At 69.9% G+C, this 23,965-nt stretch carries 24 protein-coding genes and 2 pseudogenes; 9 read left to right on the forward strand and 17 right to left on the reverse strand.

Going from position 1 to position 23,965, the window contains the following annotated elements; genetic code table 11:
* Positions 1 to 109: 109 nt before the first annotated feature.
* From ACWDUZ_RS08300 to ACWDUZ_RS08315, 4 genes are read left to right on the forward strand one after another with little or no spacing between them, the layout of a single operon-like run.
* Entirely contained in the window at positions 110 to 1,543 is a 1,434-nt protein-coding gene (locus tag ACWDUZ_RS08300) for a tyrosine-type recombinase/integrase (RefSeq protein ID WP_451631005.1), read from the forward strand.
* Positions 1,533 to 3,212 carry a hypothetical protein gene (locus ACWDUZ_RS08305; protein WP_451631006.1) on the forward strand — a complete coding sequence of 560 codons (1,680 nt, stop codon included), beginning with the start codon at positions 1,533 to 1,535 and terminating at the stop codon, positions 3,210 to 3,212. Before ACWDUZ_RS08300 ends, ACWDUZ_RS08305 begins: the two co-directional genes overlap by 11 nt.
* Positions 3,209 to 5,386 carry an integrase gene (locus tag ACWDUZ_RS08310; RefSeq protein WP_451631007.1) on the forward strand — a complete coding sequence of 726 codons (2,178 nt, stop codon included), beginning with the start codon at positions 3,209 to 3,211 and terminating at the stop codon, positions 5,384 to 5,386. Before ACWDUZ_RS08305 ends, ACWDUZ_RS08310 begins: the two co-directional genes overlap by 4 nt.
* Positions 5,376 to 5,801: a hypothetical protein gene (locus ACWDUZ_RS08315; RefSeq protein WP_451631008.1), complete on the forward strand. Its 426-nt coding sequence runs from the start codon at positions 5,376 to 5,378 to the stop codon at positions 5,799 to 5,801. Before ACWDUZ_RS08310 ends, ACWDUZ_RS08315 begins: the two co-directional genes overlap by 11 nt.
* Positions 5,802 to 5,916: 115 nt before the next feature.
* Here ACWDUZ_RS08315 and ACWDUZ_RS08320 read toward each other — a convergent pair whose 3' ends face one another.
* Complete coding sequence (locus tag ACWDUZ_RS08320; protein ID WP_451631009.1) at positions 5,917 to 6,459, reverse strand: DUF1707 SHOCT-like domain-containing protein; 543 nt, start codon at positions 6,457 to 6,459, stop codon at positions 5,917 to 5,919.
* Positions 6,460 to 6,705: 246 nt separating this feature from the next.
* Here ACWDUZ_RS08320 and ACWDUZ_RS08325 point away from each other — a divergent pair.
* Positions 6,706 to 7,205: pseudogene (locus ACWDUZ_RS08325) on the forward strand (hypothetical protein).
* Positions 7,206 to 7,300: 95 nt separating this feature from the next.
* Here ACWDUZ_RS08325 and ACWDUZ_RS08330 read toward each other — a convergent pair.
* The 15 genes and pseudogenes from ACWDUZ_RS08330 to ACWDUZ_RS08400 all read right to left on the reverse strand — a co-directional run bounded on the left by ACWDUZ_RS08330 (position 7,301) and on the right by ACWDUZ_RS08400 (position 18,856).
* Positions 7,301 to 7,549 (reverse strand): SCO4226 family nickel-binding protein, encoded by a 249-nt coding sequence (locus ACWDUZ_RS08330; RefSeq protein ID WP_451631010.1) that lies wholly within the window; start codon positions 7,547 to 7,549, stop codon positions 7,301 to 7,303.
* A gap of 203 nt (positions 7,550 to 7,752) precedes the next feature.
* Positions 7,753 to 8,280, reverse strand: coding sequence for a hypothetical protein (locus tag ACWDUZ_RS08335; RefSeq protein WP_451631011.1), 528 nt, complete (start codon positions 8,278 to 8,280; stop codon positions 7,753 to 7,755).
* A gap of 250 nt (positions 8,281 to 8,530) precedes the next feature.
* Positions 8,531 to 9,529, reverse strand: a complete 999-nt coding sequence (gene dapD, locus ACWDUZ_RS08340; RefSeq protein ID WP_451631012.1) for a 2,3,4,5-tetrahydropyridine-2,6-dicarboxylate N-succinyltransferase — start codon at positions 9,527 to 9,529, stop codon at positions 8,531 to 8,533.
* On the reverse strand, positions 9,526 to 10,599 hold the full coding sequence (locus tag ACWDUZ_RS08345; protein WP_451631013.1) for a CU044_5270 family protein: 1,074 nt from the start codon (positions 10,597 to 10,599) through the stop codon (positions 9,526 to 9,528). Before ACWDUZ_RS08345 ends, dapD begins: the two co-directional genes overlap by 4 nt.
* Positions 10,600 to 10,601: 2 nt before the next feature.
* A pseudogene (locus ACWDUZ_RS08350) lies at positions 10,602 to 11,218 on the reverse strand (RNA polymerase sigma factor).
* A 98-nt stretch (positions 11,219 to 11,316) separates the two neighbouring features.
* On the reverse strand, positions 11,317 to 11,853 hold the full coding sequence (locus ACWDUZ_RS08355; RefSeq protein ID WP_451631014.1) for a TetR/AcrR family transcriptional regulator: 537 nt from the start codon (positions 11,851 to 11,853) through the stop codon (positions 11,317 to 11,319).
* Positions 11,853 to 12,173: a DMT family transporter gene (locus tag ACWDUZ_RS08360; RefSeq protein WP_451631015.1), complete on the reverse strand. Its 321-nt coding sequence runs from the start codon at positions 12,171 to 12,173 to the stop codon at positions 11,853 to 11,855. The genes ACWDUZ_RS08355 and ACWDUZ_RS08360 overlap by 1 nt, the downstream gene beginning before the upstream one ends.
* 108 nt (positions 12,174 to 12,281) lie before the next feature.
* Complete coding sequence (locus ACWDUZ_RS08365) at positions 12,282 to 12,614, reverse strand: metal-sulfur cluster assembly factor (RefSeq protein ID WP_451631016.1); 333 nt, start codon at positions 12,612 to 12,614, stop codon at positions 12,282 to 12,284.
* A complete protein-coding gene (gene sufU, locus ACWDUZ_RS08370; protein WP_451631017.1) occupies positions 12,611 to 13,072 on the reverse strand; it encodes a Fe-S cluster assembly sulfur transfer protein SufU in 462 nt (153 codons plus the stop codon). Before sufU ends, ACWDUZ_RS08365 begins: the two co-directional genes overlap by 4 nt.
* A gap of 20 nt (positions 13,073 to 13,092) precedes the next feature.
* Positions 13,093 to 14,349: a cysteine desulfurase gene (locus ACWDUZ_RS08375; RefSeq protein WP_451631018.1), complete on the reverse strand. Its 1,257-nt coding sequence runs from the start codon at positions 14,347 to 14,349 to the stop codon at positions 13,093 to 13,095.
* Positions 14,346 to 15,110, reverse strand: coding sequence for a Fe-S cluster assembly ATPase SufC (sufC, locus tag ACWDUZ_RS08380; protein ID WP_451631019.1), 765 nt, complete (start codon positions 15,108 to 15,110; stop codon positions 14,346 to 14,348). The genes ACWDUZ_RS08375 and sufC overlap by 4 nt, the downstream gene beginning before the upstream one ends.
* Positions 15,111 to 15,117: 7 nt before the next feature.
* A complete protein-coding gene (locus tag ACWDUZ_RS08385; RefSeq protein ID WP_451631020.1) occupies positions 15,118 to 15,441 on the reverse strand; it encodes a non-heme iron oxygenase ferredoxin subunit in 324 nt (107 codons plus the stop codon).
* A complete protein-coding gene (sufD, locus tag ACWDUZ_RS08390) occupies positions 15,438 to 16,622 on the reverse strand; it encodes a Fe-S cluster assembly protein SufD (RefSeq protein WP_451631021.1) in 1,185 nt (394 codons plus the stop codon). Before sufD ends, ACWDUZ_RS08385 begins: the two co-directional genes overlap by 4 nt.
* Before the next feature lie 60 nt (positions 16,623 to 16,682).
* Positions 16,683 to 18,104: a Fe-S cluster assembly protein SufB gene (gene sufB, locus ACWDUZ_RS08395; RefSeq protein ID WP_451631022.1), complete on the reverse strand. Its 1,422-nt coding sequence runs from the start codon at positions 18,102 to 18,104 to the stop codon at positions 16,683 to 16,685.
* Positions 18,101 to 18,856 (reverse strand): helix-turn-helix transcriptional regulator, encoded by a 756-nt coding sequence (locus tag ACWDUZ_RS08400; RefSeq protein WP_451631023.1) that lies wholly within the window; start codon positions 18,854 to 18,856, stop codon positions 18,101 to 18,103. Before ACWDUZ_RS08400 ends, sufB begins: the two co-directional genes overlap by 4 nt.
* A 161-nt stretch (positions 18,857 to 19,017) precedes the next feature.
* On the opposite strand from ACWDUZ_RS08400, the gene ACWDUZ_RS08405 reads away from it, so the two are divergent.
* From ACWDUZ_RS08405 to ACWDUZ_RS08420, 4 genes are read left to right on the forward strand one after another with little or no spacing between them, the layout of a single operon-like run.
* A complete protein-coding gene (locus tag ACWDUZ_RS08405; protein WP_451631024.1) occupies positions 19,018 to 19,830 on the forward strand; it encodes an aminoglycoside N(3)-acetyltransferase in 813 nt (270 codons plus the stop codon).
* 31 nt (positions 19,831 to 19,861) lie between these two features.
* Positions 19,862 to 20,839, forward strand: a complete 978-nt coding sequence (locus ACWDUZ_RS08410) for an ABC transporter ATP-binding protein (protein ID WP_451631025.1) — start codon at positions 19,862 to 19,864, stop codon at positions 20,837 to 20,839.
* On the forward strand, positions 20,836 to 21,645 hold the full coding sequence (locus ACWDUZ_RS08415) for an ABC transporter permease (protein ID WP_451631026.1): 810 nt from the start codon (positions 20,836 to 20,838) through the stop codon (positions 21,643 to 21,645). Before ACWDUZ_RS08410 ends, ACWDUZ_RS08415 begins: the two co-directional genes overlap by 4 nt.
* Positions 21,646 to 21,701: 56 nt before the next feature.
* A complete protein-coding gene (locus ACWDUZ_RS08420) occupies positions 21,702 to 22,712 on the forward strand; it encodes a COX15/CtaA family protein (RefSeq protein WP_451631027.1) in 1,011 nt (336 codons plus the stop codon).
* A gap of 98 nt (positions 22,713 to 22,810) precedes the next feature.
* Here the strand turns inward: ACWDUZ_RS08420 and ACWDUZ_RS08425 are convergent, their stop codons facing one another.
* Entirely contained in the window at positions 22,811 to 23,923 is a 1,113-nt protein-coding gene (locus tag ACWDUZ_RS08425) for an amidohydrolase family protein (protein WP_451631028.1), read from the reverse strand.
* Between the last annotated feature and the right edge of the window lie 42 nt (positions 23,924 to 23,965).

A 23,965-nucleotide genomic window follows, 5' to 3' on the forward strand; every position in this document is an offset into this window, starting at 1 on the left:
CGGCCCCCTTAGCTTTGCAGTTTGAGCGTGTCTCCTTGTCTCACTCGAAAGAGTGCCAAACCCGTCTCTACGCCCTGTACTCGGCGATGCCTCACATAACGTGCCGGGCGTGATCCTGCACTTCTTCTCCTCTGCGGGCTGGGAGAGTTGGGACCTCGCCTCCCGGCCTCTCATCCGCCATGGAATGCCCGTCCTCGTCGATGAAGACCTCCGCTTCGAAGACGAGGACGGCCCTCGCCCCACCGTCGCCATGAACAGGTGGCTCCAGGAGTTACCCATCACCGGAGCCCCGAGCCCCAACACTTGGCGGGCTTACGCCCAGCAGCTAAAGTCCTGGTCCGAGTTCCTGGCCGTGCACAGCGTCGGCGTGTTCGCCGACCAGTTCCGGCTCCGCGGTGCGCTGTCCGCCTACGCCGAACACAGGCTGTCGGGGCCTTTGGAGGCTCGGCTGGAGGGGACGAGCTGGAACTTGGCGGTCAAGACGATCGCCGCCTTCTACGAGTGGTCCGTGCGTAACGGGCACTGCACCGATGTACCGTTCAGCTATACCGAAGGTTCATACCTGCGGCCTGACGGCGTACGCATGCAGTCGGTCCGCAATCTGGCGACTGTGCGAGGTGCCAAGCCGCACGCCACCCGCAAGTACCTGGAGCGGTCCTACGCCGAGCTGCTGATGAACGCCTTGGCCGGCAACGATCCTGATGGTGAGCCCGACCACAGCTTCCGGGGCCGGGAAACCGGCCGGAACACGGCTGGAGCCGGTCTGGCCCTCTCGACGGGACTACGGTTGCGAGAGCTGTCGCACCTCACGGTGTGGGAGATTCCGCCGCTACCGCGTCTGCCGACCACCGTGCCGGTCCCGCTGCAGCTCGCCCCACCCACGGCGAAGGGCGGCAAGGGCCGACAGACGTGGATCGACTACGAGGCTCTGGCCCGTGTCCATGACTACGTGACGCTGGAGCGGGCTGCTTCAGTCGACGGCTCCCGCTGGCTGCCCAGGGGGCCTCTGTACGTCGAAGAACCGACATATGCAGGTGCCCGCGTGAATGGCACGTACCGGCAGTGGCACGTCCTCACCCCAGACGAACGGCGCCGTCTCGTTGCCCCCGGCGGAGGTAGCGCCTTGCTCGCCGTGCAGTCGGACGGCTCCCCCTTCGTGGACTGGGCGACTGTGCTGCGACGCACCTCAGCCCGCGTTCGCGACCGGTTCGATCCTGCGTTCCCGCACGTCTTCCCCCACATGACCCGGCACACCTTTGCCATGGCCACCCTGGAGCGGCTGGTACGGGGCTACTACCAGCGGGCCGCTCAGCTCGTGGTGGACACCGACGGCGACAACGCCATGGCCCTCTACCTCACCAAGGCCGATCCACTGCTGGTTCTGCGGGACCTGATGGGACACGCCAGCGTCGCCACCACTCAGGCATACCTCCACTTGCTGGACACTCAGCGGATCTTCCGCGAGGCATACGAGGAAACCTCTCCCACGCCACACGAACAGATCGAGGCCGCCACCGAATTCGAGGACAGCGATGCCCGCTGAACTCCGCCATCCTCTCGCCGTCCACTTCGTTCTTCCTGGCCAGCGCCCGTACCTCGGCACCCTCCACGAGCTCCCCGATGCCGTCCTCGCCGCCGATATCGCCCAGGGGCTCATCTCCGCGACCCACCCGGTCGGGCCGATCCGTACTTACCGCGAGGCCAGGCATGCCGTCCGCTGCTCGCGCCACTTCGCCCGGCACTTGAGCGGTGCCGGCTTCAGGGGCAGTCTCAGCGACCTCACCCCCGCCCAGGTCACCCAGTACTGGCTTGCATCCGGGTTCACCTTCGAACGGCACAGCCGGATCATGCTGACCGGCTACAGGACGGCCGGCGGACAACTCCACGGCGGCATCCAAGCCCACCTTGATGGACGACACATCAACCGGATGCGCGACTCCACCCCGAACCGGCCCTACAGCGAAGCCGAATGGCGTCGCCTCGATGAGGCCACCAACGCCACCATCACCGCCGCATGGCGGGACCACCGCAGCATCCTGGAAGCCGCCGGCCGAGGAGCCGACCCAGCGACGCATGGCATCACCTTCGACAACCTCGCCTGGATGGTCCGCCGCACCGGCCCTCTCACAGCCAAGGCCATCCGCACCATGATCCTTGCGGCTCCAGCAACGGCGGAGAAGACGATTGCCGAAATCCGCGATGCCTTCTACCCCACGGCCCCGGTCGCACTCGCCTACAACCTACGTCTGGCCATGCTGACCGGCATCGTCCCGGACGGCGTTGACGCCCTGAACTGCACCAACCTCACCCGTACAAGCCCCTCCACCGCTCTGCTGGCCTACTTCAAGGGACGCACCGGCCGTGAATCCCTCAACATCACCGGGTCCGCGGTGCGACTCCTGGACCAATGGCTCAAGCACTCCGCGCGGCTCCGGGAACACGCTGCGGACACGGCCGATGACATGTGGATCCACTATTCGGGCAGACACGGCCTGTCCTCATCCCCACGTACCCCGTGGTGGCGAAGACGTTGGGCGCAGGAGACTGACCTGCTCGACGACCACGGACAGCCACTCGTCCCGCACAGCGGCCGGATCCGTGCCACCTACCATCACCGTCGCGACCGCTCCGCCTGGACCGGCCGTACCACGATCGACCCCAACCACACCCCAACGGTCGAAGGCGACCACTACCTGTCCCACCACACCCCCGCGCAGGTGGACGCCATTGAGGGGATCATCGAAGACGCCCAGCGAGACATCCGACGCAAAGCCGAACCATCGGTCGTCGTCACTCACCAGGACGCCGCCCGCTTCGTAGCCGACTTCCCTCACCTCGCCCGTCAGAACGGGCTCGATGCCGACGCCGTCAAGCGACTGCTGGCCGGAGAACAGGATGTGTTTCTGGCCTCCTGTGCCAACCCCTACAACAGCCCCCACGCCCCAGCCGGAACGCTGTGCCCTGCACGCCCCTGGGTCTGTCTGCTGTGCCCGCTCGCGGTCTTCGCTCCACGTCACCTACCCAACCTGCTCCGCCTCAAGAAGTACTTCTCGGATCAGGCGCGGAACATGACGACGCCGCAGTTCCTGGCGGTCTTCGGCCCCTACGTCGATCGACTCGATGCCGACGTACTGACGCGCTTCAGCCCTGCGGCCATCCGAGCTGCCACCGACACTGCGTTCGCGCCTCTGCACCCGGAGGAGTCCCCATGACCAACGCTGTCCCGCTGTCCCCAACCGACCCGAACCGGCACCCCTTCCTGGGCATGGACATCCTCCAAACCGCCGGGTACCGCACCAAGCCCGGGACGCGCGGCCCCTGCTTCGATCAAGACATCTGGGACCTGACGTCGGTCGCCGAGGCGCCTGTGTCCTGGCCCCGCAGCGAGAAGATCCTGGACTTCACCGCCATCGCCAACCCTCACTGGCGAAACGTCGCCCGCGCTTACCTGATGGCCCGGCTCCTGCCCACTCACCCGGACGTCGCCGTTCTTCCGCAGGCCTACCGAACACCTCTGGCACTCCCCACCCTTCGTCACGAAGTCAACCGGCTGACAGCCTGGTTCAACCACCTCACCGCGGCGGGGATCAACAGCCTCTCGCTCGTCAGACAACCCCATTGCGACACCTACCTGAGCGTCATCTCCCGCAGCCGCACGGATCCGGAGCGGTCCGTCACCCCCGGCACCGTCGCGGGGTACGTCCTGACAGTCCAAGCTCTCATGGCTTACTCGCCGTTGCTTCCAGACTGCTACACACCCGGCTTCCGCCCCTGGGGTGACCGCAGCGCCGCCGAAGTCGCCGGCTACGAACGCGCTGACGTCAATCAGACCGCGCCCGTGCCCGACGACATCCTGCGGCCCCTGCTCGCCAACTCGATCTACCTCATCGACGTGGTCGGGCCTCACCTCGTAGCCGAAGCGACACGCGCCCGACAAGTCATCGCTTCACGGGCAGGAATCAGATCCGCCCTGCGCGTCGGCCAGTATCCGCAGGTCATTGGCGAAATCCAGCGACAGATGAGAGCGGGTGTCCCCGCCCCACGCACAACGCCCGGCCACATCGGCAAGCGACTCGCATCGGGCTGGGAGCAAGACGACCTACTACTGCCGTTCGCCTTCGACTCGTTCGTGAGAGACACTGCACACTCGCTCTCGATGAGGCGCGACCTGGAACGTCTCCGGCCTCACCTGGAAACCTGGATCAGGCACTGCGGCACCGAGCCGCCATGGTGTCGGGATGCCACCGCCGTTCCCCGGGCCGATGACCAATCCGCCGTTCCGTTCGCCACCCCTGTGGACCACTTCGGACTGGAGACCATGGTCCACGTCGTCGCCGACGCCACGTTCTACCTCACCGCCGCGCTCTCCGGTATGAGGGCCTCCGAGCTGGCGGAGCTCACCGGCGGGGCCTGTCGACGCGAAGAGCGCTCCCAGGGGCCCCGGTTCTGGGTGGACTCCCGCCGTATCAAGGGAGAGGACTTCGGAGGGGTACCCGACTCCTGGGTGGTGATCGAAGAGGTTCACCGGGCCCTCGGCGCGGCCGAGGCAGTCACTGGCACCGAACCCGGCGAACTCCTCTTCGCTTCGGGGAGTAACTCCGCCAACCGCTATGCCTCTCTCCGGAACTGGGTCAACGGACCTTGCGGGCAGCGCCTGGGCCTCGCACCCATCCCCGACGGGCCCGTGCACCCGCGCGCTCTCCGCCGTACTCTCGCCATGTCCATCGCCCAGCGCCCACACGGTCTCCTGGCTGCGAAATGGCATCTCAACCACGTATCCGTGGCCACGACAGAGGGTTACACCGCTCGGCCGGGCGGACACCAAGCAGCGTTCCTTGCCGAGGTACAAGCCGAAGAGGAAGCCGAGCACACCCGGCTGACCATCGCGGCATACAAAAACTACCGGCAGGGTCTGCTGCCCTCCGGCCGAGGATCACGCGACCTCATCGCGGCCTTCCGCGCGGTGGATGAACAGTTGACCGGGCATGAAGCGGGAGCCCCCGTCCTGACGGACGACCGGCGGCTGGAACGGCTACTCAAGTCCAGGGCGAAGACCTTGCACGTGGGGGCTGCGAACTACTGCTGGTTCAACGACCCGAAGAAGGCTTTGTGCCTGACGCTGGCCGGCACTCCGAACGCGACGGAGCCGCTGATCGGCATGTGCGACTCAGCACGCTGCCCACAGGCCACCCACCATCCTCAGCACCGACAGGTCTGGGCGGACCAGGCGAAGAACACGCAGGCGGTATTCCTCGGCAACCCGAGGCTCGCCCCGCTGGAGCGGAGACGCGCTCAGGACGCCTACGACAGAGCGATGCGGATCGTGGGCGCCATCGATGCCGCATCGAAGGGATTGAACAGCGAGGGGACCGACAGTGGCCAGTGAACGTCATGCCCAGGCAGAGGCCCGAATCCAGGCCGCGATGGAACAGCTCCTGAGCGGGGACATCCCTGAAGGGTTGAGGTGCGACATCAAATCTCTGAGCACCCTGTCAGGGATCCCCAGAGCAACGCTGTACCGCACCTACCCGCACCTCAAGCGGGAGTTCGAGCAGCGGCTGGGCAGGCTACGGGAGGCCAGCGGAGAGCCGGATCCGCGCGTCGCACAGATCAGCCGGCTCAAGGAGGAGGTGGTCCAGCTTCGCGAACGCATCAGCCGGATGAACCAGGATCTCGCCGAGAGAGACGAATTCCGTGCCACGGCCATGTCCCGACTGGCCGCCCAGCATGAGGAGATCATCTCTCTGAGACGGCAGCTCAGCGAGTCCACCGCAGGCGACCTGCGCGTGCTCCGGTCGTGATGCGAGTAAGTTCGGTGGGTTATCGGCGCGCGATGACGCCCTGGCCTCGGTCGGCGGGAACCGGGTACCAGTGATCGCCCAGCTGGTGCAGGCCGTCTTCGTACCGGATGGAGCCTCAGCGCCGGGCGTGGCGGATCTTCAACCGTCCGAATCCCATGTTCCCCGAGATTCGGATCTTCGGCACGCCGGGACGGGTACGCCGCGGGGCTTTGTAGCGCAGGTCCTTCCACTCAGTGCGCAAGCCGTCGACATCAATGACCGCGCCGCGAGGCACCTTGATTCTGGCCCCGCCGGTTCCGAGTTGCAGTTCGACGTCGACGACCGGATGCTCGATGATCGCCCGGGACAGATCCAGGCGCACTCTTCCGTATGCGGACTCGACCTTGAGGAGCCGAGGTACCCGCCATAAGCCGCGCCGCTGGATCCGTCCGCTGGCCGCGGCAATCGTTGACGTCGTACTCGGGTGCTCCTCCGGCAATGAAGCCAGAGCCGACATGAGCTCAACGTGCACCTCGGCGGTGAGCACCTGGTCGAGGCGTTCGTCCAATTCCTCGTGCGAGATGAGCCCTTCGGTGTACGCCTCCTGCAGGCGCTGCACGGCCGTATCGCGGGCGTCTTCGCCGATCAGTGGCGGCGATTCTTCCGGTAAGGAGGTCACCGTTTCACCTTACTGCCGTGCCGACGATCCGAACGCGCCAAAGCCCGTCCAACCCAGCGAACCTGTGCAGTCACAGCACCAACCGAGCCGCCGGCTCATTCCTCGGCGAGGACTACGCGGAATCCGTTTGACGCCCTGCGCGTAGGACTCGACCAGCCCCTTCCGCTCGGCCTCGCCCACCTTGAGTTGGTACTGGGCAGCCGACGTACCCTCAGCACCATGGGCGGCCGCCGATGACCGGTGGACATGTCTCATGCCCGCATAAGCCCCCTCAACCCGTGGGCGGCCCAGCCGGAGCGGCGCCCCGAGGGCTACACGACGATCCGGGCGGCGCTGCACCCGGGTCGGGTGCTGCGGGTCTGGCTGAACCCTTCGCACGGCTCCGCGCTGCTGGAGCTCGGCTATGAGCTGTGCTGGGCCCCACCTGGATGGACGCGGCGAACCGCTGGATCGCCCCGGTCCTGGGCCTGCCCGAGCTGCCGTACGTCGACTTCGGCGAGGGACTGTTCGCCTTCCGGCCCGACGGCGTCCACTGGAAGACGGAGGCGATCGTGGCGTACGCGGCGGGCCGCCCCTTCGCCTGGGTGGACGACGAGCAGACCCCGGCGGACACGGCGTATGTGAGGGCCGGGCATCACGGTCCCGCTCTGCTGCATCACGTCGACCCGCGGGTGGGTCTGCGCGGGCCGGACTTCACGGCGCTCGCACGGTTCGCGGACTCACTGCGCCGCGGCACGGCCACATGAGCGGGGCACCCGTCCGCGCGGGTGGCCGCTCCCGCCCACGGCCCGTCCACGGGTCCCGCAGGCCGTAGGGTGCGGGGCCGTGGCCGGGGCCTCGGTCACGCGGTCAGGGGCACCGGGTGAATCTCGTCGGCCCGGTGACCGGCGCGCTCGTGGATGCGCTGGACCGCTTCGGCGGAGGGCGCCTCGGAGAGGCAGTAGACCGTGCCGGACTCCGGGTCCGCCCAGGCCTTCTCGAAGTGGACGCCTTCTTCGTCCTGGATGGCAAGATCGGCCTGATGCGCCTTGATCAGCGCGTCGGCCGAGATGCCCTTCATCCCGTGGTGGACATCCATGAACTGGGGCATGGCGGCGCACCTCCTTCCGCTGCCGCGTCCCGGCGTGCGGCGACGCCGGGTCCGCTGGGCCCGATCCGTCCTCTCCATCCTGTCCCCGTACGGCCCTGACGGCGACCAGGCCGTCGACCGCCACGGGCCGGCCACGGTCCGGCCGATCGAGCACTGCGCGCTCGGGACCGGACGCGTGCCGCGGGCTCGACCGCCTCGGCCTCTTACAGCCGGTCCCCGACGCGGACCGGTTCGGGAGGATGCGTGCCGCCGCCGTCCTTGACGTCCTGCTCGCAGGTTCGCGGGTCGTAGGACCGGTCATCGGGGATCAGCAACACGCCGGCGACCTGCTCGGGGCGCTCGACGGCGAGCCAGTCGTCCCCGGTGAGGGCACCGTCCGGCTGGGGAAACGCTCCGGACGAATAGACCGTCCGACACCCCAGCGCCACGCGCCCGTCGTCGACCGCGCAGGCCTCCAGTGCGGGGCCGGACGTCTCGTCGGCGCCGTCGAAGCGGTAGCGGAAGTGGACCTGGTCGCCCTCGGAGGGAACCTGCGGGTGGGGCTCGAGGCGCCAGTCGACGACCTCGGCGGTGACGCCCAGAGGCTGCCCGGAGGCGTCCTCGGCCGCCACCCTCGCGCCGGCCTCACCGCGCTCCGCCGTCGTGTCGGTGCAGCTCCAGGAGGAGCAGCCGGACAGGGCGAGAACCACCAGAACCGACGGGGCGGCGACAAGTACCCGTGCGGGGAACACCGAGATGACCTCCGGTCGGAGTGAGGCGGAGCAGTGTGTCCGGGGCCCGGCAGCCGCGGGTGACGGTCACGTGAGGGGCGTTGCCGTCCATCTGGTCCGCCGGTTCCGGGGGATTCTCCCCCGGACACGGCACGAGCGCCCTTCCGGGCCGTTCTGGGGCGGTGGAGGGCGCTCGACGACGACGGACGTCGACGACGACTGCCGATCGTCCGGACAGGGATCGGCCAGCGGCCGCCGGGCGCGGCCGTGATCAGTTGTGGCTGTGCAGGACCTCGTTCAGGCCGCCCCAGACCGCGTTGTTCGGGCGGGCCTCGACCGTGCCGGTGACCGAGTTGCGGCGGAAGAGGATGTTGGACGCGCCGGAGAGCTCGCGGGCCTTGACGATCTGCCCGTCAGGCATGGTCACGCGGGTGCCCGCGGTGATGTAGAGGCCGGCCTCCACGACGCACTCGTCGCCGAGCGCGATGCCCACGCCCGCCTCGGCGCCGACCAGGCAGCGCTCGCCGATGGAGATGATCACGTTGCCGCCGCCGGAGAGCGTGCCCATGGTGGAGGCGCCGCCGCCGATGTCCGAGCCGTCGCCGACCACGACACCGGCGGAGATGCGGCCCTCGACCATGGAGGTGCCGAGGGTGCCGGCGTTGAAGTTGACGAAGCCCTCGTGCATCACGGTGGTGCCCTCGGCGAGGTGCGCGCCGAGGCGGACCCGGTCGGCGTCGGCGATCCTCACGCCCTTGGGTGCGACGTAGTCCGTCATGCGCGGGAACTTGTCGATGGAGGTCACCTGGAGGTGCAGGCCCTCGGCGCGGGCGTTGAGCCGCACCTTCTCCACGTCGTCGACGGCGACCGGGCCGAGCGAGGTCCAGGCGACATTGGCGAGGTGCCCGAAGATCCCGTCCAGGCTCTGGCCGTGCGGCTTGACCAGGCGGTGCGAGAGCAGGTGCAGGCGCAGGTAGACGTCGTGCGCGTCGACCGGCTTCTCCTCCAGGGAGGCGATGACCGTGCGGACCGCGACGACCTCGACGCCCCGGCGGGTGTCCGGGCCGACGGCCGCCGTCGCGCCGCCGCCCAGCAGTTCGGCGGCCCGCTCCGCGGACAGCCGCTCGGTACCGGCCGGACCGGGCTCGTCCGTCAGCTCGGGCGCGGGAAACCAGGTGTCGAGGACGGTGCCGTCGGAGGCGATCGTGGCGAGGCCGGCGGCGACGGCGCCGGTCGTGCCGGTGGTGCGAGTGGCAGTCGTGTCGGTCATGGGGGAAACCTAACCGGCGGGGGGCCGTCCGTGCGAACCGGTCCGCGGGACGTCTCAGGGTACGGGCGCCCCGGCCCCCCTCCGGTCTCGGTCAGAGCGGCGTCAGCCGCGCTCACCGGCCTTGTCCCCTCGGCCGACACGGAGCTGCCAATGACCGGCTTCCCGCCGCCGTCCAGGACGCGCGAGCCGACGATCCGGCAGGTCTGAGGGTCGATCAGCCATTCCTGGGTCGGACCCTGCGTCTGGGCACTCTGGTAGCGCAGTGCGATCACTTGGCGTCCGGTGGCCGTCTTCAGCAGGTGATCGACGACCTCTCCGCCGGGGAGCGTCGCGAGGGCGCGATAGAGCCCCGCCAGCCCGTCGTGCGGCACCACGGGGGCGGTGAGAAGGGCCTTCATCTCGCCATAGTCCCGCTGGGTTCCGGGCTCGCCCGGCACGTCCGGTACGGCGTTCGCCTTGCGGATCGTGGCGAGCGCCTGCTCGCCGTCGGCCGGGAGAGCGGACAGGAAGCGGTACAGCTCGCGCGGTGAGCGCTCCCCGTCCCGACCCGGCTGCCTCGTCCCGTAGCGAAGGGCGGGCTTGTGCCCCTTCGCGCCCCGCGTCTCGACGGCCTCCCTGGTGCCGTCGTACCGGGTCCACTTCTCCGACACGGGCGCCGGGACCTTCGCGTTCGCGCCCTGTGCCTCCTGCCTCGTCTCGGTGTGGATCCACTGATCGGCCCGTGGTTCCGCGACCGGCGGCTCGTGCTCCAGCACGGCCGCCGCGCGGTCCAGGAGTTCCGCCGCGCTCAGCCCCTTCGGGTCCAGTGTCCGGAGCACGCCGGGCGAGGCCGCCGGAGTGACCTCGCGCCCGGAGTCGTCCCCCTTCACCAGTACCGACGCGGTCACGGCGACTGCGGTCACCGCGGCCACGGCGGCGCCGACCACGAACCTGCGGCGGCCCCACGGCCCCTGGGGCCGTCCGCCGCCCCGCGCCGCGTCCACCAGCCGGCCGCGCCCCGGAGCGAGCCGTGCCCGGTCGGGCACGGGGGCATCGGCGCGCAGGTCGCGCACCTGTGTCATCTCGTCCATCGTCACGCCACCCCCGCCGCGTCGCCCACGAATGCCGGATCCGCTCCCAGGGCGGTACGCACCTTGCGTCGCGCCCGGTTCAGCCGGGAACGGACCGTGCCGACAGGGATGTCCAGCGCCTCTGAGACCTCCTGGTAGGTGAACTCGGCCCAGGCGATCAGCAGCAGGACGTGGCGGTCCCTCGCGGGGAGGGCCGCCAGGGCGCCGGCGAGCGGCCCCCGAGTGGCGATCCGGCTGTCGGCGTCCTCGACCCAGGACGCGCACCAGGACGCGGCGACGGGGTCGCTCCCGGAGCGGGCCAGTGCCTTCAGCGCCCGTACCTCGGCGCGGCGCTGCTCGCCGATGAGGTTGCCCGCGATGCCGTACAGCCAGGGACGCGCACTGGGGCGCACGAGGTCGTAGCGGGCGCGGATACGGAACGCGGTGAGGAAGGTGTCGGCGGTGATGTCGTCGGCGGCCCCCTCGCCCAGGCGCCGGGCGGCGTACCGGTGGATGTCGGGCGCGTACCGGTCGTAGAGCCGGGCGAAGAGCTCCGGCTGTTCCAACGACCGGGCGACGATCTCCGCGTCGTCCTGCTCGTCCCTGTCCACTGCGCTCTCGGCGGCGGTGGTCCACTCAGGAGCCCTCCGCTGGCTGTGTGCCGAGTGTGTCACCTCCTGTTCCCCGAAGGGCGGCGAAAGGTTCACGCCCTGGGCGCGGTGCCGGGGCTGCCGGCGGTCAGGGAACCAACCGCCTCAACACCTCCCGCGCGTACCGCTCGTCGTACGGCGTGTCCGTGAGCAGCACCTGCAGACAGATGCCGTCCATCAGGGCCACCAGAGCCCGAGCCGTCAGCGGATCGGTGTGGTGGGCCAGGAGGACGGCCAGGTCCTCGGCCCACTCGGCGGCGACGGGACGCAGGGCGGGGCGGCGCAGGGCCGCGAGGTAGAGCTCGTACTCCAGCTCGACGCCGGTGCGATCGCCCGCCAGCCACTCCCCCATCAGGCCGGCGAGTTCCGTGGGCAGGTCGGTGTGCGGGTCGGTCAGGCCGCCGCGGGTCGCGACCGCCTTGGCGAAGCCCTCTTCGGCCTGGCGCAGCGCGGCGACCAGGAGGTCGTCCAGGGTGGCGAAGTGGTAGGTCGTGGAGCCCAGCGGGACGTCGGCCTCCGCCGCGACCGAGCGGTGGCTCAGGCCGGCGATGCCCTGCCGTCCGACCACGCGGATCGCCGCGTCGATGATCCGCTGCCGGCGTTCGGGGTCGTAGCGGCGGGCCATCAATGGGCTCCGCCCAGGTTCAGCACCACCACTCCGCCGATGATCAGCACGATGCCGGTGACCTTGGCCGGGCTCAGGCCCTCCCCGAAGAGGACCAGACCGAGCGCGGCGACGGCGGCCGTGCCGATACCGGCCCAGATGGCGTAGGCCGTGCCGATGGAGACGCTCTTGAGGGTCTGGGCCAGCAGGAAGAACGACAGCAGGTAACCGACGAGGGTGACCAGGGACGGTCCGAGTCTGCTGAAGCCGTCGCTGTACTTCATGGCCGTGGTGGCGGTGACTTCGGCGGTGATGGCGCCCGCGAGCATCACATATCCCATGGCCGGAGCCTAGCGAGGGGTGTGTACGCCCGTACACATCGGCGGCACGGAAAACGGCGAGGTCCGGGCGGACCTCGCCGTTCTCGTGTGCCGGGATTCGAGTCCCCGTCAGACGTTGAAGCCGAGCGCGCGCAGCTGCTCGCGGCCGTCGTCGGTGATCTTGTCGGGGCCCCACGGCGGCATCCAGACCCAGTTGATGCGCAGCTCGTTGACGAGGCCCTCCGTGGCGGACTTGGCCTGGTCCTCGATGACGTCCGTCAGCGGGCAGGCCGCCGACGTCAGGGTCATGTCGACGGTCGCGACGTTCGACTCGTCGATGTGGATGCCGTAGATCAGGCCGAGGTTGACGACGTCGATGCCCAGCTCCGGGTCGACGACGTCCATCAGGGCCTCGCGGAGTTCCTCCTCCGAGACCGGCTTGAGTTCTGCGGTGTCGGTCATGCCGTCTTCCTTTCGGCGCCGTCCAGAGCCTGGGCCGTCGCGTCCTTCCAGGCCATCCAGCTCAGCAGTGCGCACTTGACCCGGGCCGGGTACTTGGACACCCCGGCGAACGCGACCGCGTCCTCCAGGACGTCCTCCATCGCGTCGTCGGGTTCGAGCCTGCCCTTGGACTGCATCAGCTCCAGGAAGGTCTCCTGGATCTTCTGCGCGTCCACGAGCTCCTTGCCGACGAGGAGCTCGTTGAGCACGGAGGCCGAGGCCTGGCTGATGGAGCAGCCCTGGCCCTCGTACGAGACGTCCTCGATCGTCGTGCCGTCGTACTTCACGCGAAGGGTGATCTCGTCGCCGCACGTCGGGTTCACGTGGTGCACCTCGGCGTCGCCATCCCGAAGACCACGCCCGTGTGGGTTCTTGTAGTGGTCCAGGATGACTTCCTGGTACATGGAGTCCAGCTTCATGCGATCGCTCGTCCGTCCCGTCAGCCGAAGAAGTTCCGTACGTGCTCCAGGCCGTCGACCAGGGCGTCGATCTCGGCCGGCGTGGAGTACAGATAGAACGACGCTCGCGTGGTCGCAGGAATTCCGTAGCGCAGGCACACGGGGCGGGCGCAGTGGTGGCCGACCCGCACCGCGATGCCCTGCTCGTCGAGGACCTGGCCCACGTCGTGCGGGTGGATGTCGCCCAGGGTGAAGGAGATCGCGGCGCCGCGGTCCTCGGCCGTGGTCGGGCCGATGATCCTCAGGTCCGGGACCTCCGCGAGGCGCTTGACCGCGTACTCGGTGAGCGCGTGCTCATGGGCGAGGATCTTGTCCATGCCGATGCTGTTGAGGTAGTCGATCGCCGCGCCCAGACCGACCGCCTGCGCGATCGGCGGGGTGCCCGCCTCGAACTTGTGCGGGGCGGGGGCGTACGTCGACGAGTGCATCGACACCGTCTCGATCATCTCGCCGCCGCCCAGGAAGGGCGGCAGGTCCTCCAGGAGTTCCTGGCGGCCCCACAGCACGCCGATACCCGTCGGACCGCACATCTTGTGGCCGGTGAAGGCCACGAAGTCGGCCTGGAGGGCCTGCACGTCCAGCGGCATGTGCGGAGCGGCCTGCGAGGCGTCGACGCAGACCAGCGCACCCACCTCCTGGGCGCGGCGCACTATCGCCTCGACCGGGTTGACGGTGCCGAGGATGTTGGACACCAGCACGAAGGAGACGATCTTCGTCTTCTCGGTGATGATCTCGTCGATGTTCGACAGGTCCAGGCGGCCGTCGTCGCTGAGGCCGAACCACTTCAGCTTCGCGCCCGTGCGCTGCGCCAGCAGCTGCCAGGGGACGATGTTGGAGTGGTGCTCCATCTCCGTGATGACGATCTCGGTGTCGGAGTCCACCCGGTAGGGCTCGTCGGCCCAGCCGAGCATGTTCGCCACGAGGTTGAGCGACTCGGAGGCGTTCTTGGTGAAGACCACCTCGTCGCGGCTCGGCGCGTTGATGAACGCGGCGACCTTGTCGCGCGCGTTCTCGTACAGCGCCGTGGCCTCCTCGGCGAGCACGTGCACACCGCGGTGGACATTGGCGTTGTAGCGCTCGTAGTACTCGCTCAGGGCGTCCAGCACCTGGCGCGGCTTCTGCGAGGTCGCCGCGTTGTCCAGGTAGACGAGCTTCCTGTCGTCGTGGACCAGCCGGTCCAGGACGGGGAAGTCCTTGCGGATCGCCTCGGTGTCGAGGAGGCCCGGCAGCTGTGTCACTCGGATGCGCCACCCTTCGTGTATGCCTCGTAGCCCTCGCTCTCCAGCTTGTCCGCCAGCTCGGGGCCGCCCGACTCGACGATGCGGCCGCCGGCGAACACGTGGACGTGGTCGGGCTTGATGTAGCGCAGGATGCGCGTGTAGTGCGTGATCAGCAGCGTGCCGACCTCGCCGGTCTCACGGACGCGGTTGACACCCTCGGAGACGATCCGCAGGGCGTCGACGTCCAGACCGGAGTCCGTCTCGTCGAGGATCGCGATCTTCGGCTTGAGCAGCTCGAGCTGGAGGATCTCGTGGCGCTTCTTCTCACCGCCGGAGAAGCCCTCGTTGACGTTGCGCTCGGCGAAGGCGGGGTCCATGTGGAGCCGCTCCATGGTCTCCTTGACCTCCTTCACCCAGGTGCGCAGCTTGGGGGCCTCGCCGCGGATCGCGGTGGCGGAGGTGCGCAGGAAGTTGGAGACGGAGACGCCGGGAACCTCGACCGGGTACTGCATCGCCAGGAACAGGCCCGCGCGGGCGCGCTCGTCGACGGACATCTCCAGGACGTCCTCGCCGTCGAGCAGCACGGTGCCGCCGGTGATCGTGTACTTCGGGTGACCCGCGAGCGAGTAGGCGAGGGTCGACTTGCCGGAGCCGTTGGGGCCCATGATGGCGTGCGTCTCGCCCTGCTTCACGGTCAGGTCGACGCCCTTGAGGATCTCCTTCGTGGCGTTGTCGGCCTCGACGGTGACGTGCAGGTCTCGGATTTCAAGCGTTGCCATGGGTGCCTCAGGACTCCTGGGTGAGGGAGACGAGAACGTCGTCCCCTTCGATCTTGACGGGGTATACGGGGACGGGGCGCGTCGCGGGCAGGGCGTCCGGCTTGCCCGAGCGGAGGTCGAAGCGCGAGCCGTGGAGCCAGCACTCGATGTGGCAGTCGTCGACCTCGCCCTCGGCGAGCGAGACGTTCGCGTGCGAGCAGATGTCGTAGATGGCGAACACCTCGCCCTCGGTCCTCACGACCGAGATCGGCGTGCCGTCGATCTCCACCCGCTTGGGGGTGTCGTCCTCCAGCTCGCTCAGCCCGCAGACGCGTACGAAGGTGCCGCTCATGCGACCGCCGCCTCCAGCTCTTCCTCGATCTTGGCGAGCAGGCGTTCCTCGATGTCCGTGACGCCGATCTGCTGGACCAGCTCGGCGAAGAAGCCGCGGACCACCAGGCGGCGGGCCTCGTGCTCCGGGATGCCGCGGGCCATCAGGTAGAAGAGCTGCTCGTCGTCGAAGCGGCCGGTGGCGGAGGCGTGTCCGGCGCCGACGATCTCGCCGGTCTCGATCTCCAGGTTCGGCACGGAGTCGACCCGGGCGCCGTCGGTCAGCACCAGGTTGCGGTTCATCTCGTACGTGTCCGTGCCCTCGGCCTTGGCCTCGATGAGCACGTCACCGATCCACACGGCGTGCGCGCCGTCGCCCTGGAGCGCGCCCTTGTAGGCGACGTTGGACTTGCAGTGCGGGGTGTTGTGGGTGACCAGCAGGCGGTGCTCCTGGTGCTGCCCGGAGTCGGTGAAGTACAGCCCGTACAGCTCGGCCTCGCCGCCGGTGCCCGCGTAGGTCACGCGCGGGTGCAGCCGGACCAGGTCACCGCCGAAGGTGACGACGACCGACTTGAACGAGGCGTCCCGGCCGATCAGCGCGTTGTGCTGGGCGACGTGGACGGCCTTGTCGTCCCAGTCCTGGACGGAGACGACGGTCAGCTTGGCGCCGTCGCCCAGGACGTACTCGACGTTGGCGGCGAGCACCGCGTCACCGGTGTGGTCGATGACGACGACGGCCTCGGCGAAGGCCCCGAGCTCGATGACCTGGTGGCCGTAGGCGACCCCGCCCTCGCCGTGCACGGCGATGCGGATCGGCTCGGTGAGGACGGTCTCCTTGGGGACGGTCACGACGCCGGCCTGCTCGAAGGAGGAGTAGGCCTGGGCGGCCACGCGGTCCACCGGCATGCCGGCCCGGCCGAGCCGGGCGTCGTCGCGGCCGACGGTCTCGACGGTGACGCCGTCCGGGGCCTGGACGTCCACCTTCACCCCGGTGCCGGTGGCGGTGGCGGTGCCGTCGTGCAGGCCGCGCAGCCGCTCCAGCGGGGTGAACCGCCACTCCTCCTCGCGGCCGTGCGGGACCGGGAAGTCCGCCACGTCGTAGGACGGGGGCGCGCTCATGCGCGTGGCCACGGTCGACTCGGCGGCGACCGCGATCGAGCCCGCGGTGGTGGACCCCACGGGGATGTTCTGGGCCTCAGCCATGGCTGTCGTATTGCTCGCTTTCCGTTGCGTAAGGGCTTGACGGGGGTGCTGCGGTGGCGGTCAGCCGACCGCGCCCTCCATCTGCAGCTCGATCAGCCGGTTGAGCTCCAGCGCGTACTCCATGGGCAGCTCCTTGGCGATCGGCTCGACGAAGCCGCGCACGATCATCGCCATCGCCTCGTCCTCGCTCAGGCCGCGGCTCATCAGGTAGAAGAGCTGGTCCTCGGAGACCTTGGAGACCGTGGCCTCGTGGCCCATGGACACGTCGTCCTCGCGGACGTCGACGTACGGGTAGGTGTCCGACCGGGAGATGGTGTCGACCAGCAGCGCGTCGCAGAGCACGTTCGACTTCGATCCGGCGGCGCCCTCGCCGATCTCGATCAGACCACGGTAGGACGTACGGCCGCCGCCGCGCGCCACGGACTTCGAGACGATGTTGGACGACGTGTTCGGCGCCATGTGGACCATCTTGGCGCCCGCGTCCTGGTGCTGGCCCTCGCCGGCGAAGGCGATGGACAGGGTCTCGCCCTTGGCGTGCTCGCCCATCAGGTAGACGGCCGGGTACTTCATCGTCACCTTGGAGCCGATGTTGCCGTCGATCCACTCCATGGTCGCGCCCTCGTAGGCCACGGCGCGCTTGGTGACCAGGTTGTAGACGTTGTTCGACCAGTTCTGGATGGTCGTGTAGCGGCAGCGGGCGTTCTTCTTGACGATGATCTCGACGACCGCGCTGTGGAGGGAGTCGCTCTTGTAGATCGGAGCGGTGCAGCCCTCGACGTAGTGCACGTAGGCACCCTCGTCGACGATGATCAGGGTCCGCTCGAACTGACCCATGTTCTCGGTGTTGATCCGGAAGTAGGCCTGGAGCGGGATCTCCACGTGGACGCCCGGCGGGACGTAGATGAAGGAGCCGCCCGACCACACGGCGGTGTTCAACGCGGCGAACTTGTTGTCACCGGCCGGGATGACCGTGCCGAAGTACTCCTTGAAGAGCTCCGGGTGCTCCTTCAGCGCGGTGTCGGTGTCGAGGAAGATGACGCCCTGCTCCTCCAGGTCCTCGCGGATCTGGTGGTAGACGACCTCCGACTCGTACTGGGCGGCGACACCGGCCACGAGGCGCTGCTTCTCGGCCTCGGGGATGCCCAGCTTGTCGTAGGTGTTCTTGATGTCCTCGGGCAGGTCCTCCCAGGACTCCGCCTGCTTCTCCGTGGAGCGCACGAAGTACTTGATGTTGTCGAAGTCGATCCCCGACAGATCCGAGCCCCAGTTCGGCATCGGCTTCTTCTCGAAGAGCCTGAGGCCCTTCAGGCGCAGCTTGGTCATCCACTCCGGCTCCGACTTCTTGCCGGAGATGTCACGGACGACGTCCTCGTTCAGGCCACGCCTGGCGGAGGCACCGGCCGCGTCGGAGTCGGCCCAGCCGTATTCGTACTTGCCCAGGCCCTCGAGTTCGGGGTGGGCAGTCTCCGTGGGGAGAGTCATGCGGGGTTCCTCCCGGCCGTGCTTGCGGATGCGTCGTCAGTGGAAATCTGGGGGATGAACGTCGTACAGACGCCGTCGCCGTGGGCGATGGTCGCCAGTCGCTGGACGTGGGTTCCCAGCAGCTCGGCGAAGATCTCCGTCTCCGCCTCGCACAGTTGCGGGAACTGTTCCGCGACATGCGCCACCGGGCAGTGGTGCTGGCAGAGCTGCTCACCCGTGTGCGGGAGGGGCGCGCTGCGCGCCGTAGCAGCGTACCCGTCCCGGCTCAGCGCCTTGGCCAGCGCTTCGGCCCGCTTGTCGGGGCTGACGCCCTCGATCGCCTTGCGGTACGCGCTCGCCTGCGCGGCGATCCGGGCCCGGGCGAACGCGGCGACGGCCTTCTGCCCGCCCTCCCGCTCGGCGATCCAACGCAGCGCGTCCGCGGCGAGTGCGTCGTACGACTGGTCGAAGGCGTCCCGGCCACAGTCCGTGAGCGCGAAGACCTTGGCGGGCCGACCGCGTGTCCGCGCCCCGTACACCCGCTGCTCGCGCGCCTCCACCACGTCGTCGGCGACCAGGGCGTCCAGATGGCGTCGTACCGCCGCCTGGGTGAGCCCGAGCCGGCCGGCCAGCTCGGCGACGGTCGACGGGCCGTGGTCCAGGATGGACCGCGCGACCCGGTTGCGCGTGGAACGATCCGAGCGCATCCCGGCCGCGAGCTCCTCCTGAGGGGCCCCCGTGGGGGTCTCCCGAGCCTCGCCGACGTTTTTCACAACGCCATTGTTGCGTAATTCCCGAGAGCCTGACAAGCGACCCTGGTCCGGACGGACGGTGCCCTGCGTCACTTAGGCGAACCTAATCCCACCTGCGGAAACAACGGCCGGCCGGGCGAACAGGTGGCACCGCCCGGCGTCGTGCACCAGACTTCCGGACCATGCCCACACCCCCTATGACCGGCCCTCTTGTCACCCGGACCATGATCGCCGAGCAGGTGCGCGCACTCGGTGTCCGCCCCGGCGAGACCCTCCTCGTCCACTCCTCCCTCAGTGCGCTCGGCTGGGTCTGCGGCGGCGCCGTCGCCGTCGTCCAGGGGCTGCTCGACGCGCTCGGCCCGGACGGCACGCTCGTGGTCCCCACCCAGACGGGCGATCTCTCCGACCCGGCGGGGTGGAGCAGGCCCCCGGTGCCGCCGGAGTGGTGGGACACGATCCGCGCCGCGATGCCCGTCTACGACCCGCGGATCACGCGCTCGCTGGGGGTCGGCGTGGTACCGGAGACCGTCCGCACCTGGCCGGGCGCCCGGCGCAGCGCCCACCCGCACACGTCGTTCGCGGCCCTCGGGCCGCGCGCGGCACAGATCGTGGACGGACACGCCGTGGACTGCCGGCTCGGCGAGCGGAGCCCGCTCGCCCGGCTGGAGGCGGCCGGCGCCCGCGTGCTGCTGCTGGGCGCCGGTTACCACGCCTGCACCTGCTTCCACCTGGCCGAGTACCGGATCCCGTCACCGCTCGTGGAACTGGGCCGGCCGGGGCCGCACGGCTGGGAGGTGGTGACCGAGGTGTCCATCACCTCCGAACGCTTCGACGAACTCGGACACGACTTCGAACGGGACCGTCCGGTGGCACGCGGAACGGTGGGCGCGGCGGGCGCGCGCCTGTTCGCGCTGGCGGACGCGGTGGCGTACGCCGAGCGCTGGCTTCCGGTGCACCGCCCCCGTGAGGGCGACTTCCCGCACCCGGCCGCCTGATCCGCCCGGCGCGTCCCTAGACTCTGGACCCATGCGAAGTGAGCCCGCCCGCCCGTCTCCCGACCACCACCCCGCGGGGAGACGCTTCGCGTCGCACCCGGTCGTCGAGGTCCGGACCCTGGTGAAGCGGTACGGCACGAAGACCGCGGTGGACGGCCTCGACCTGGTGGCCCGGGCGGGCGTCACCGCCGTACTCGGCCCCAACGGTGCGGGAAAGACGACCACGGTCGAGACCTGCGAGGGGTACCGGAAGCCGGACTCCGGCACGGTGCGCGTCCTGGGCCTCGACCCGGTCAGGCAGTCCGCCGAGCTGCGGCCCCGGATCGGTGTCATGCTCCAGTCCGGCGGCGTCTACTCGGGCGCCCGGGCCGACGAGATGCTGCGGCACGTCGCCAAGCTGCACGCGCACCCGCTGGACGTGGACGAGCTGATCGAGCGGCTGGGGCTGGGCAGCTGCGGGCGCACCAGCTATCGCCGGCTGTCCGGCGGGCAGCAGCGGCGGCTGGCACTCGCCATGGCCGTGGTCGGCCGGCCCGAGCTCGTCTTCCTCGACGAGCCGACCGCCGGGCTCGACCCGCAGGCCCGCCGCGCCACCTGGGACCTGGTGCGCGACCTGCGCGCCGACGGGGTGTCCGTGATTCTCACCACGCACTACATGGAGGAGGCCGAGCAGCTCGCCGACGACGTGGCCGTCATCGACGCCGGCCGGGTCATCGCCCAGGGCTCGCCCGAGGAACTGTGCCGGGGCGGCGCGGAGAACACCCTGCGTTTCACCGGCCGGCCCGGCCTGGACGTCGCGTCCCTGCTGAAGGCGCTGCCCGCCGACAGCACGGCCGCCGAGCTGACGCCGGGCTCGTACCGGGTGGTCGGCGAGGTCGATCCCCAGCTGCTCGCCACGGTCACCTCCTGGTGCGCGCAGCACGGCGTGATGCCGGAGAGGATCTCCGTCGAACGGCACACTCTGGAGGACGTCTTCTTGGAACTGACGGGCAAGGAGCTGCGCTCGTGACCACCACCACCGGCACGTCCACCGGCACCCCCGCCGGCACACCCACCGGCACCTACGCCCCACGCCCCGGCGCGGCCCCGCTCCCCCGCATGATCGCGGCGCAGGCGGCGCTGGAGACGAAGATGCTGCTGCGCAACGGCGAGCAGCTGCTGCTGACCGTGGTGATCCCGACGCTGCTGCTGGTGCTGTTCGGCTCCGTGGACATCGTGGACACCGGCGCCGGAAAGGCCGTGGACTTCCTCACACCCGGCATCCTCGCCCTCGCCGTGATGTCGACGGCGTTCACCGGCCAGGCCATCGCCACCGGCTTCGAGCGGCGCTACGGCGTCCTGAAGCGGCTGGCCTCCTCGCCGCTGCCCCGGTGGGGCCTGATGACCGCCAAGACGGCGTCGGTGCTGGTCACGGAGGTCCTCCAGATCCTCCTGCTGACCGTGATCGCCTTCGCGCTGGGCTGGTCCCCGCACGGCAACCCGTTCGCCGTCCTGCTCCTGCTGGTCCTCGGCACCGCCGCGTTCTCGGGCCTCGGTCTGCTGATGGCGGGCACGCTCAAGGCCGAGGCGACGCTGGCCGCCGCCAATCTGGTCTTCCTGCTGCTGCTCGTCGGCGGCGGCGTGATCGTGCCGCTGGAGAAGTTCGGGCCGGCCGCGCAGAACGTGCTCGGCCTGCTGCCGATCTCCGCCCTCTCAGAGGGTCTCCGGGACGTCCTCCAGCACGGCGCCGGCACGCCGTGGGGCGACCTCGGGATCCTCGCCGTATGGGCGGTCGTGGGGCTGGCCGCCGCCGGAAAGCTCTTCCGCTGGGAGTAGGGACGGAGAGGCATCCGATGGACCCTCGTGAAAGCGTGCACAAGCGGCGCCCTACGATGGAACGCGTGCCAAAGCTGACCCGCGACGACGCCGTGTCCGTCGTGCGCAACCCGCTCGCCTTCATCGCCGAACGCTGGACCCCGCACCCGCGGACCGTCCAGCGGGCGGCCCTCGCCGCGCTCCTCATGGCGGTCGTCATCGTCGTCACCGGCGGCGCCGTCCGCCTGACCGGCTCCGGTCTGGGCTGCCCGACCTGGCCCACCTGCACCGACGACTCGCTGACCACCACCCGGGCCATGGGCTTCCACGGGGTGATCGAGTTCGGCAACCGGATGCTGACGTACGTGCTGTGCGCCGCCGTCGGCTGGGCGATCATCGCGGCCCGCGCGCAGAAGCCGTGGCGGCACAGCCTGACCCGGCACGGCTGGTGGCAGTTCTGGATCGTCATGGGCAACGCGGTGCTCGGTGGCATCGTGGTCCTCGTCGGACTGAACCCCTACACCGTGGCGGCGCACTTCCTGCTGTCCACGGCGCTGATCACGGTGGCAACGGTGATGTGGCAGCGCTCCCGCGAGGGTGACACGGCACCGCGCCCGCTGGTCGGCAAGGCGGTGCAGCAGCTGGTGTGGTTCCTGGTCGCGGCGAGCGGCCTGCTGGTGGCCGTGGGCACGGTGGTGACCGGGGCGGGTCCGCACGCGGGCGACTCCAAGGAGGTGGCCCGCATCCCGATCGACTGGGAGACGGTCGCCAAGCTGCACGCGGTGCTGGCCTGGATCGTGGTGACGCTGACGTTCGCGCTGTGGTTCGTGCTGAAGGCCGTGGACGCGCCGAAGGGACCGCTGGACCGCACCCGGGATCTGTTCCTGGTCCTGCTCGGCCAGGGCGTCATCGGCTACGTGCAGTACTTCACGCACCTCCCCGAGTTCCTGGTCGGCCTGCACATGCTCGGTTCGTGCCTGATGTGGATCGGGGTGCTGCGGGTGCTGCTGTCGCTGCGTGAACGGCCCGGGACGGTGACCGACCTTCCGGAGCGGCCCGCCGAGCCCGCCTCCCTGGCCAAGGCGTAGGGCCCCGGCCCAGGGCCTGCCCCCGGCCGCCGCCCTACAGGGACCGCCCGACAAGGGTCACCCTTGAGAGGCCACTTCGAGGGGCCACCCTCGGGCCGTCACTCCAGCCCGTACACCCGCCGCGCGTTCCCCGCCGACACCAGCCCCGCGACCCGCTGTGCGTCCCCCGGCGCCCAGGCGCCCTCCGCGACCCAGGCCCCGAGCACCCTCGCCAGCGCCTCGCGGAACAGGCTCGCCCCCACCACGTGCAGCTCGGGCAGGCCATGGGCGCCGCTGGAGAAGAGGATCTTGCCGAAGGGGGCGAGTTCCAGAGTCTCGGCGAGGATCGTGGCGGCCCGGGCACCGGTGCGCACCAGGGCGGCGCCCGAGTCGGCGTACACGTGCGGGAAGACGCCGGCGAGGTGGGCGGAGTGGCGGTGGTAGGGGTAGCCGTGCAGCAGGACGAGGTCCGTGCCCAGCCCCGCCGTCGCCCGGACGAAGTCCGTGAGCAGCACCGGATCGGTGCGGTCGACGCGCAGGCCCGGCTCGCCGAGGCCCGCGTGCAGCTGAAGAGGCCGCCCGGAGGCCACCGCGATCCACAGCAGGTGACGCAGCAGCACGGGATCGCTCAGCTCCCCGCCGACCCGCCGCCCGGCCAGCCAGCGCCCCGCGGCGCCCCGCACCTCCCCCGGTCCGGGCGGCTCCGGCGCGAACGCCAGACCGTGGCGTACGCCCGCCACCGAGGTGAAGGCGACGACGTGCGCGGCGGCGCCGTGCACCGACTCGGCGAGGTTGGCGAGGAAGGACTCGACGGTGCCGGAGGTGTCGGCGACCTGCTCGGCGAGGAGTTCCAGGCGCACGATCTCATGAGCGGCGGCGGCGCCGGCCGAGGCCATCTCGCCCGGACCGGTGAGGTCACCGGGCAGTCCGGTGTCGACGAGGTAGGTCGTGATGCCGCTGCCGCGCAGCAGTCTGCGCCCGGCCTCCAGGACGCCCAGTTCCCGGCGCCGGGCGAGGTAACGGGCCGGCGGACAGTGCGGCTCCAGGCCGAGCAGCGGGGGGCACCAGCGGCGTACCGCGAAGCCGGTCTGGGTGTCGAAGAGGGTGGTGCCGGGCGCGGGCGGGCCCTCGGTCCGGGCCAGCTGGGCCTCGAAGGTGCCGAGGCCCAGCTCCGTTCTCAGTACGCCGTGGCAGTACTGGTCCACGAGGGACGGCGTCGGCGTCTCGATCATCCGGTTCTCCCGTGGCTGGACCACTTCCTCCACGGGGCCTAA

The organism is Streptomyces sp. NPDC003393 (genome assembly GCF_053589015.1).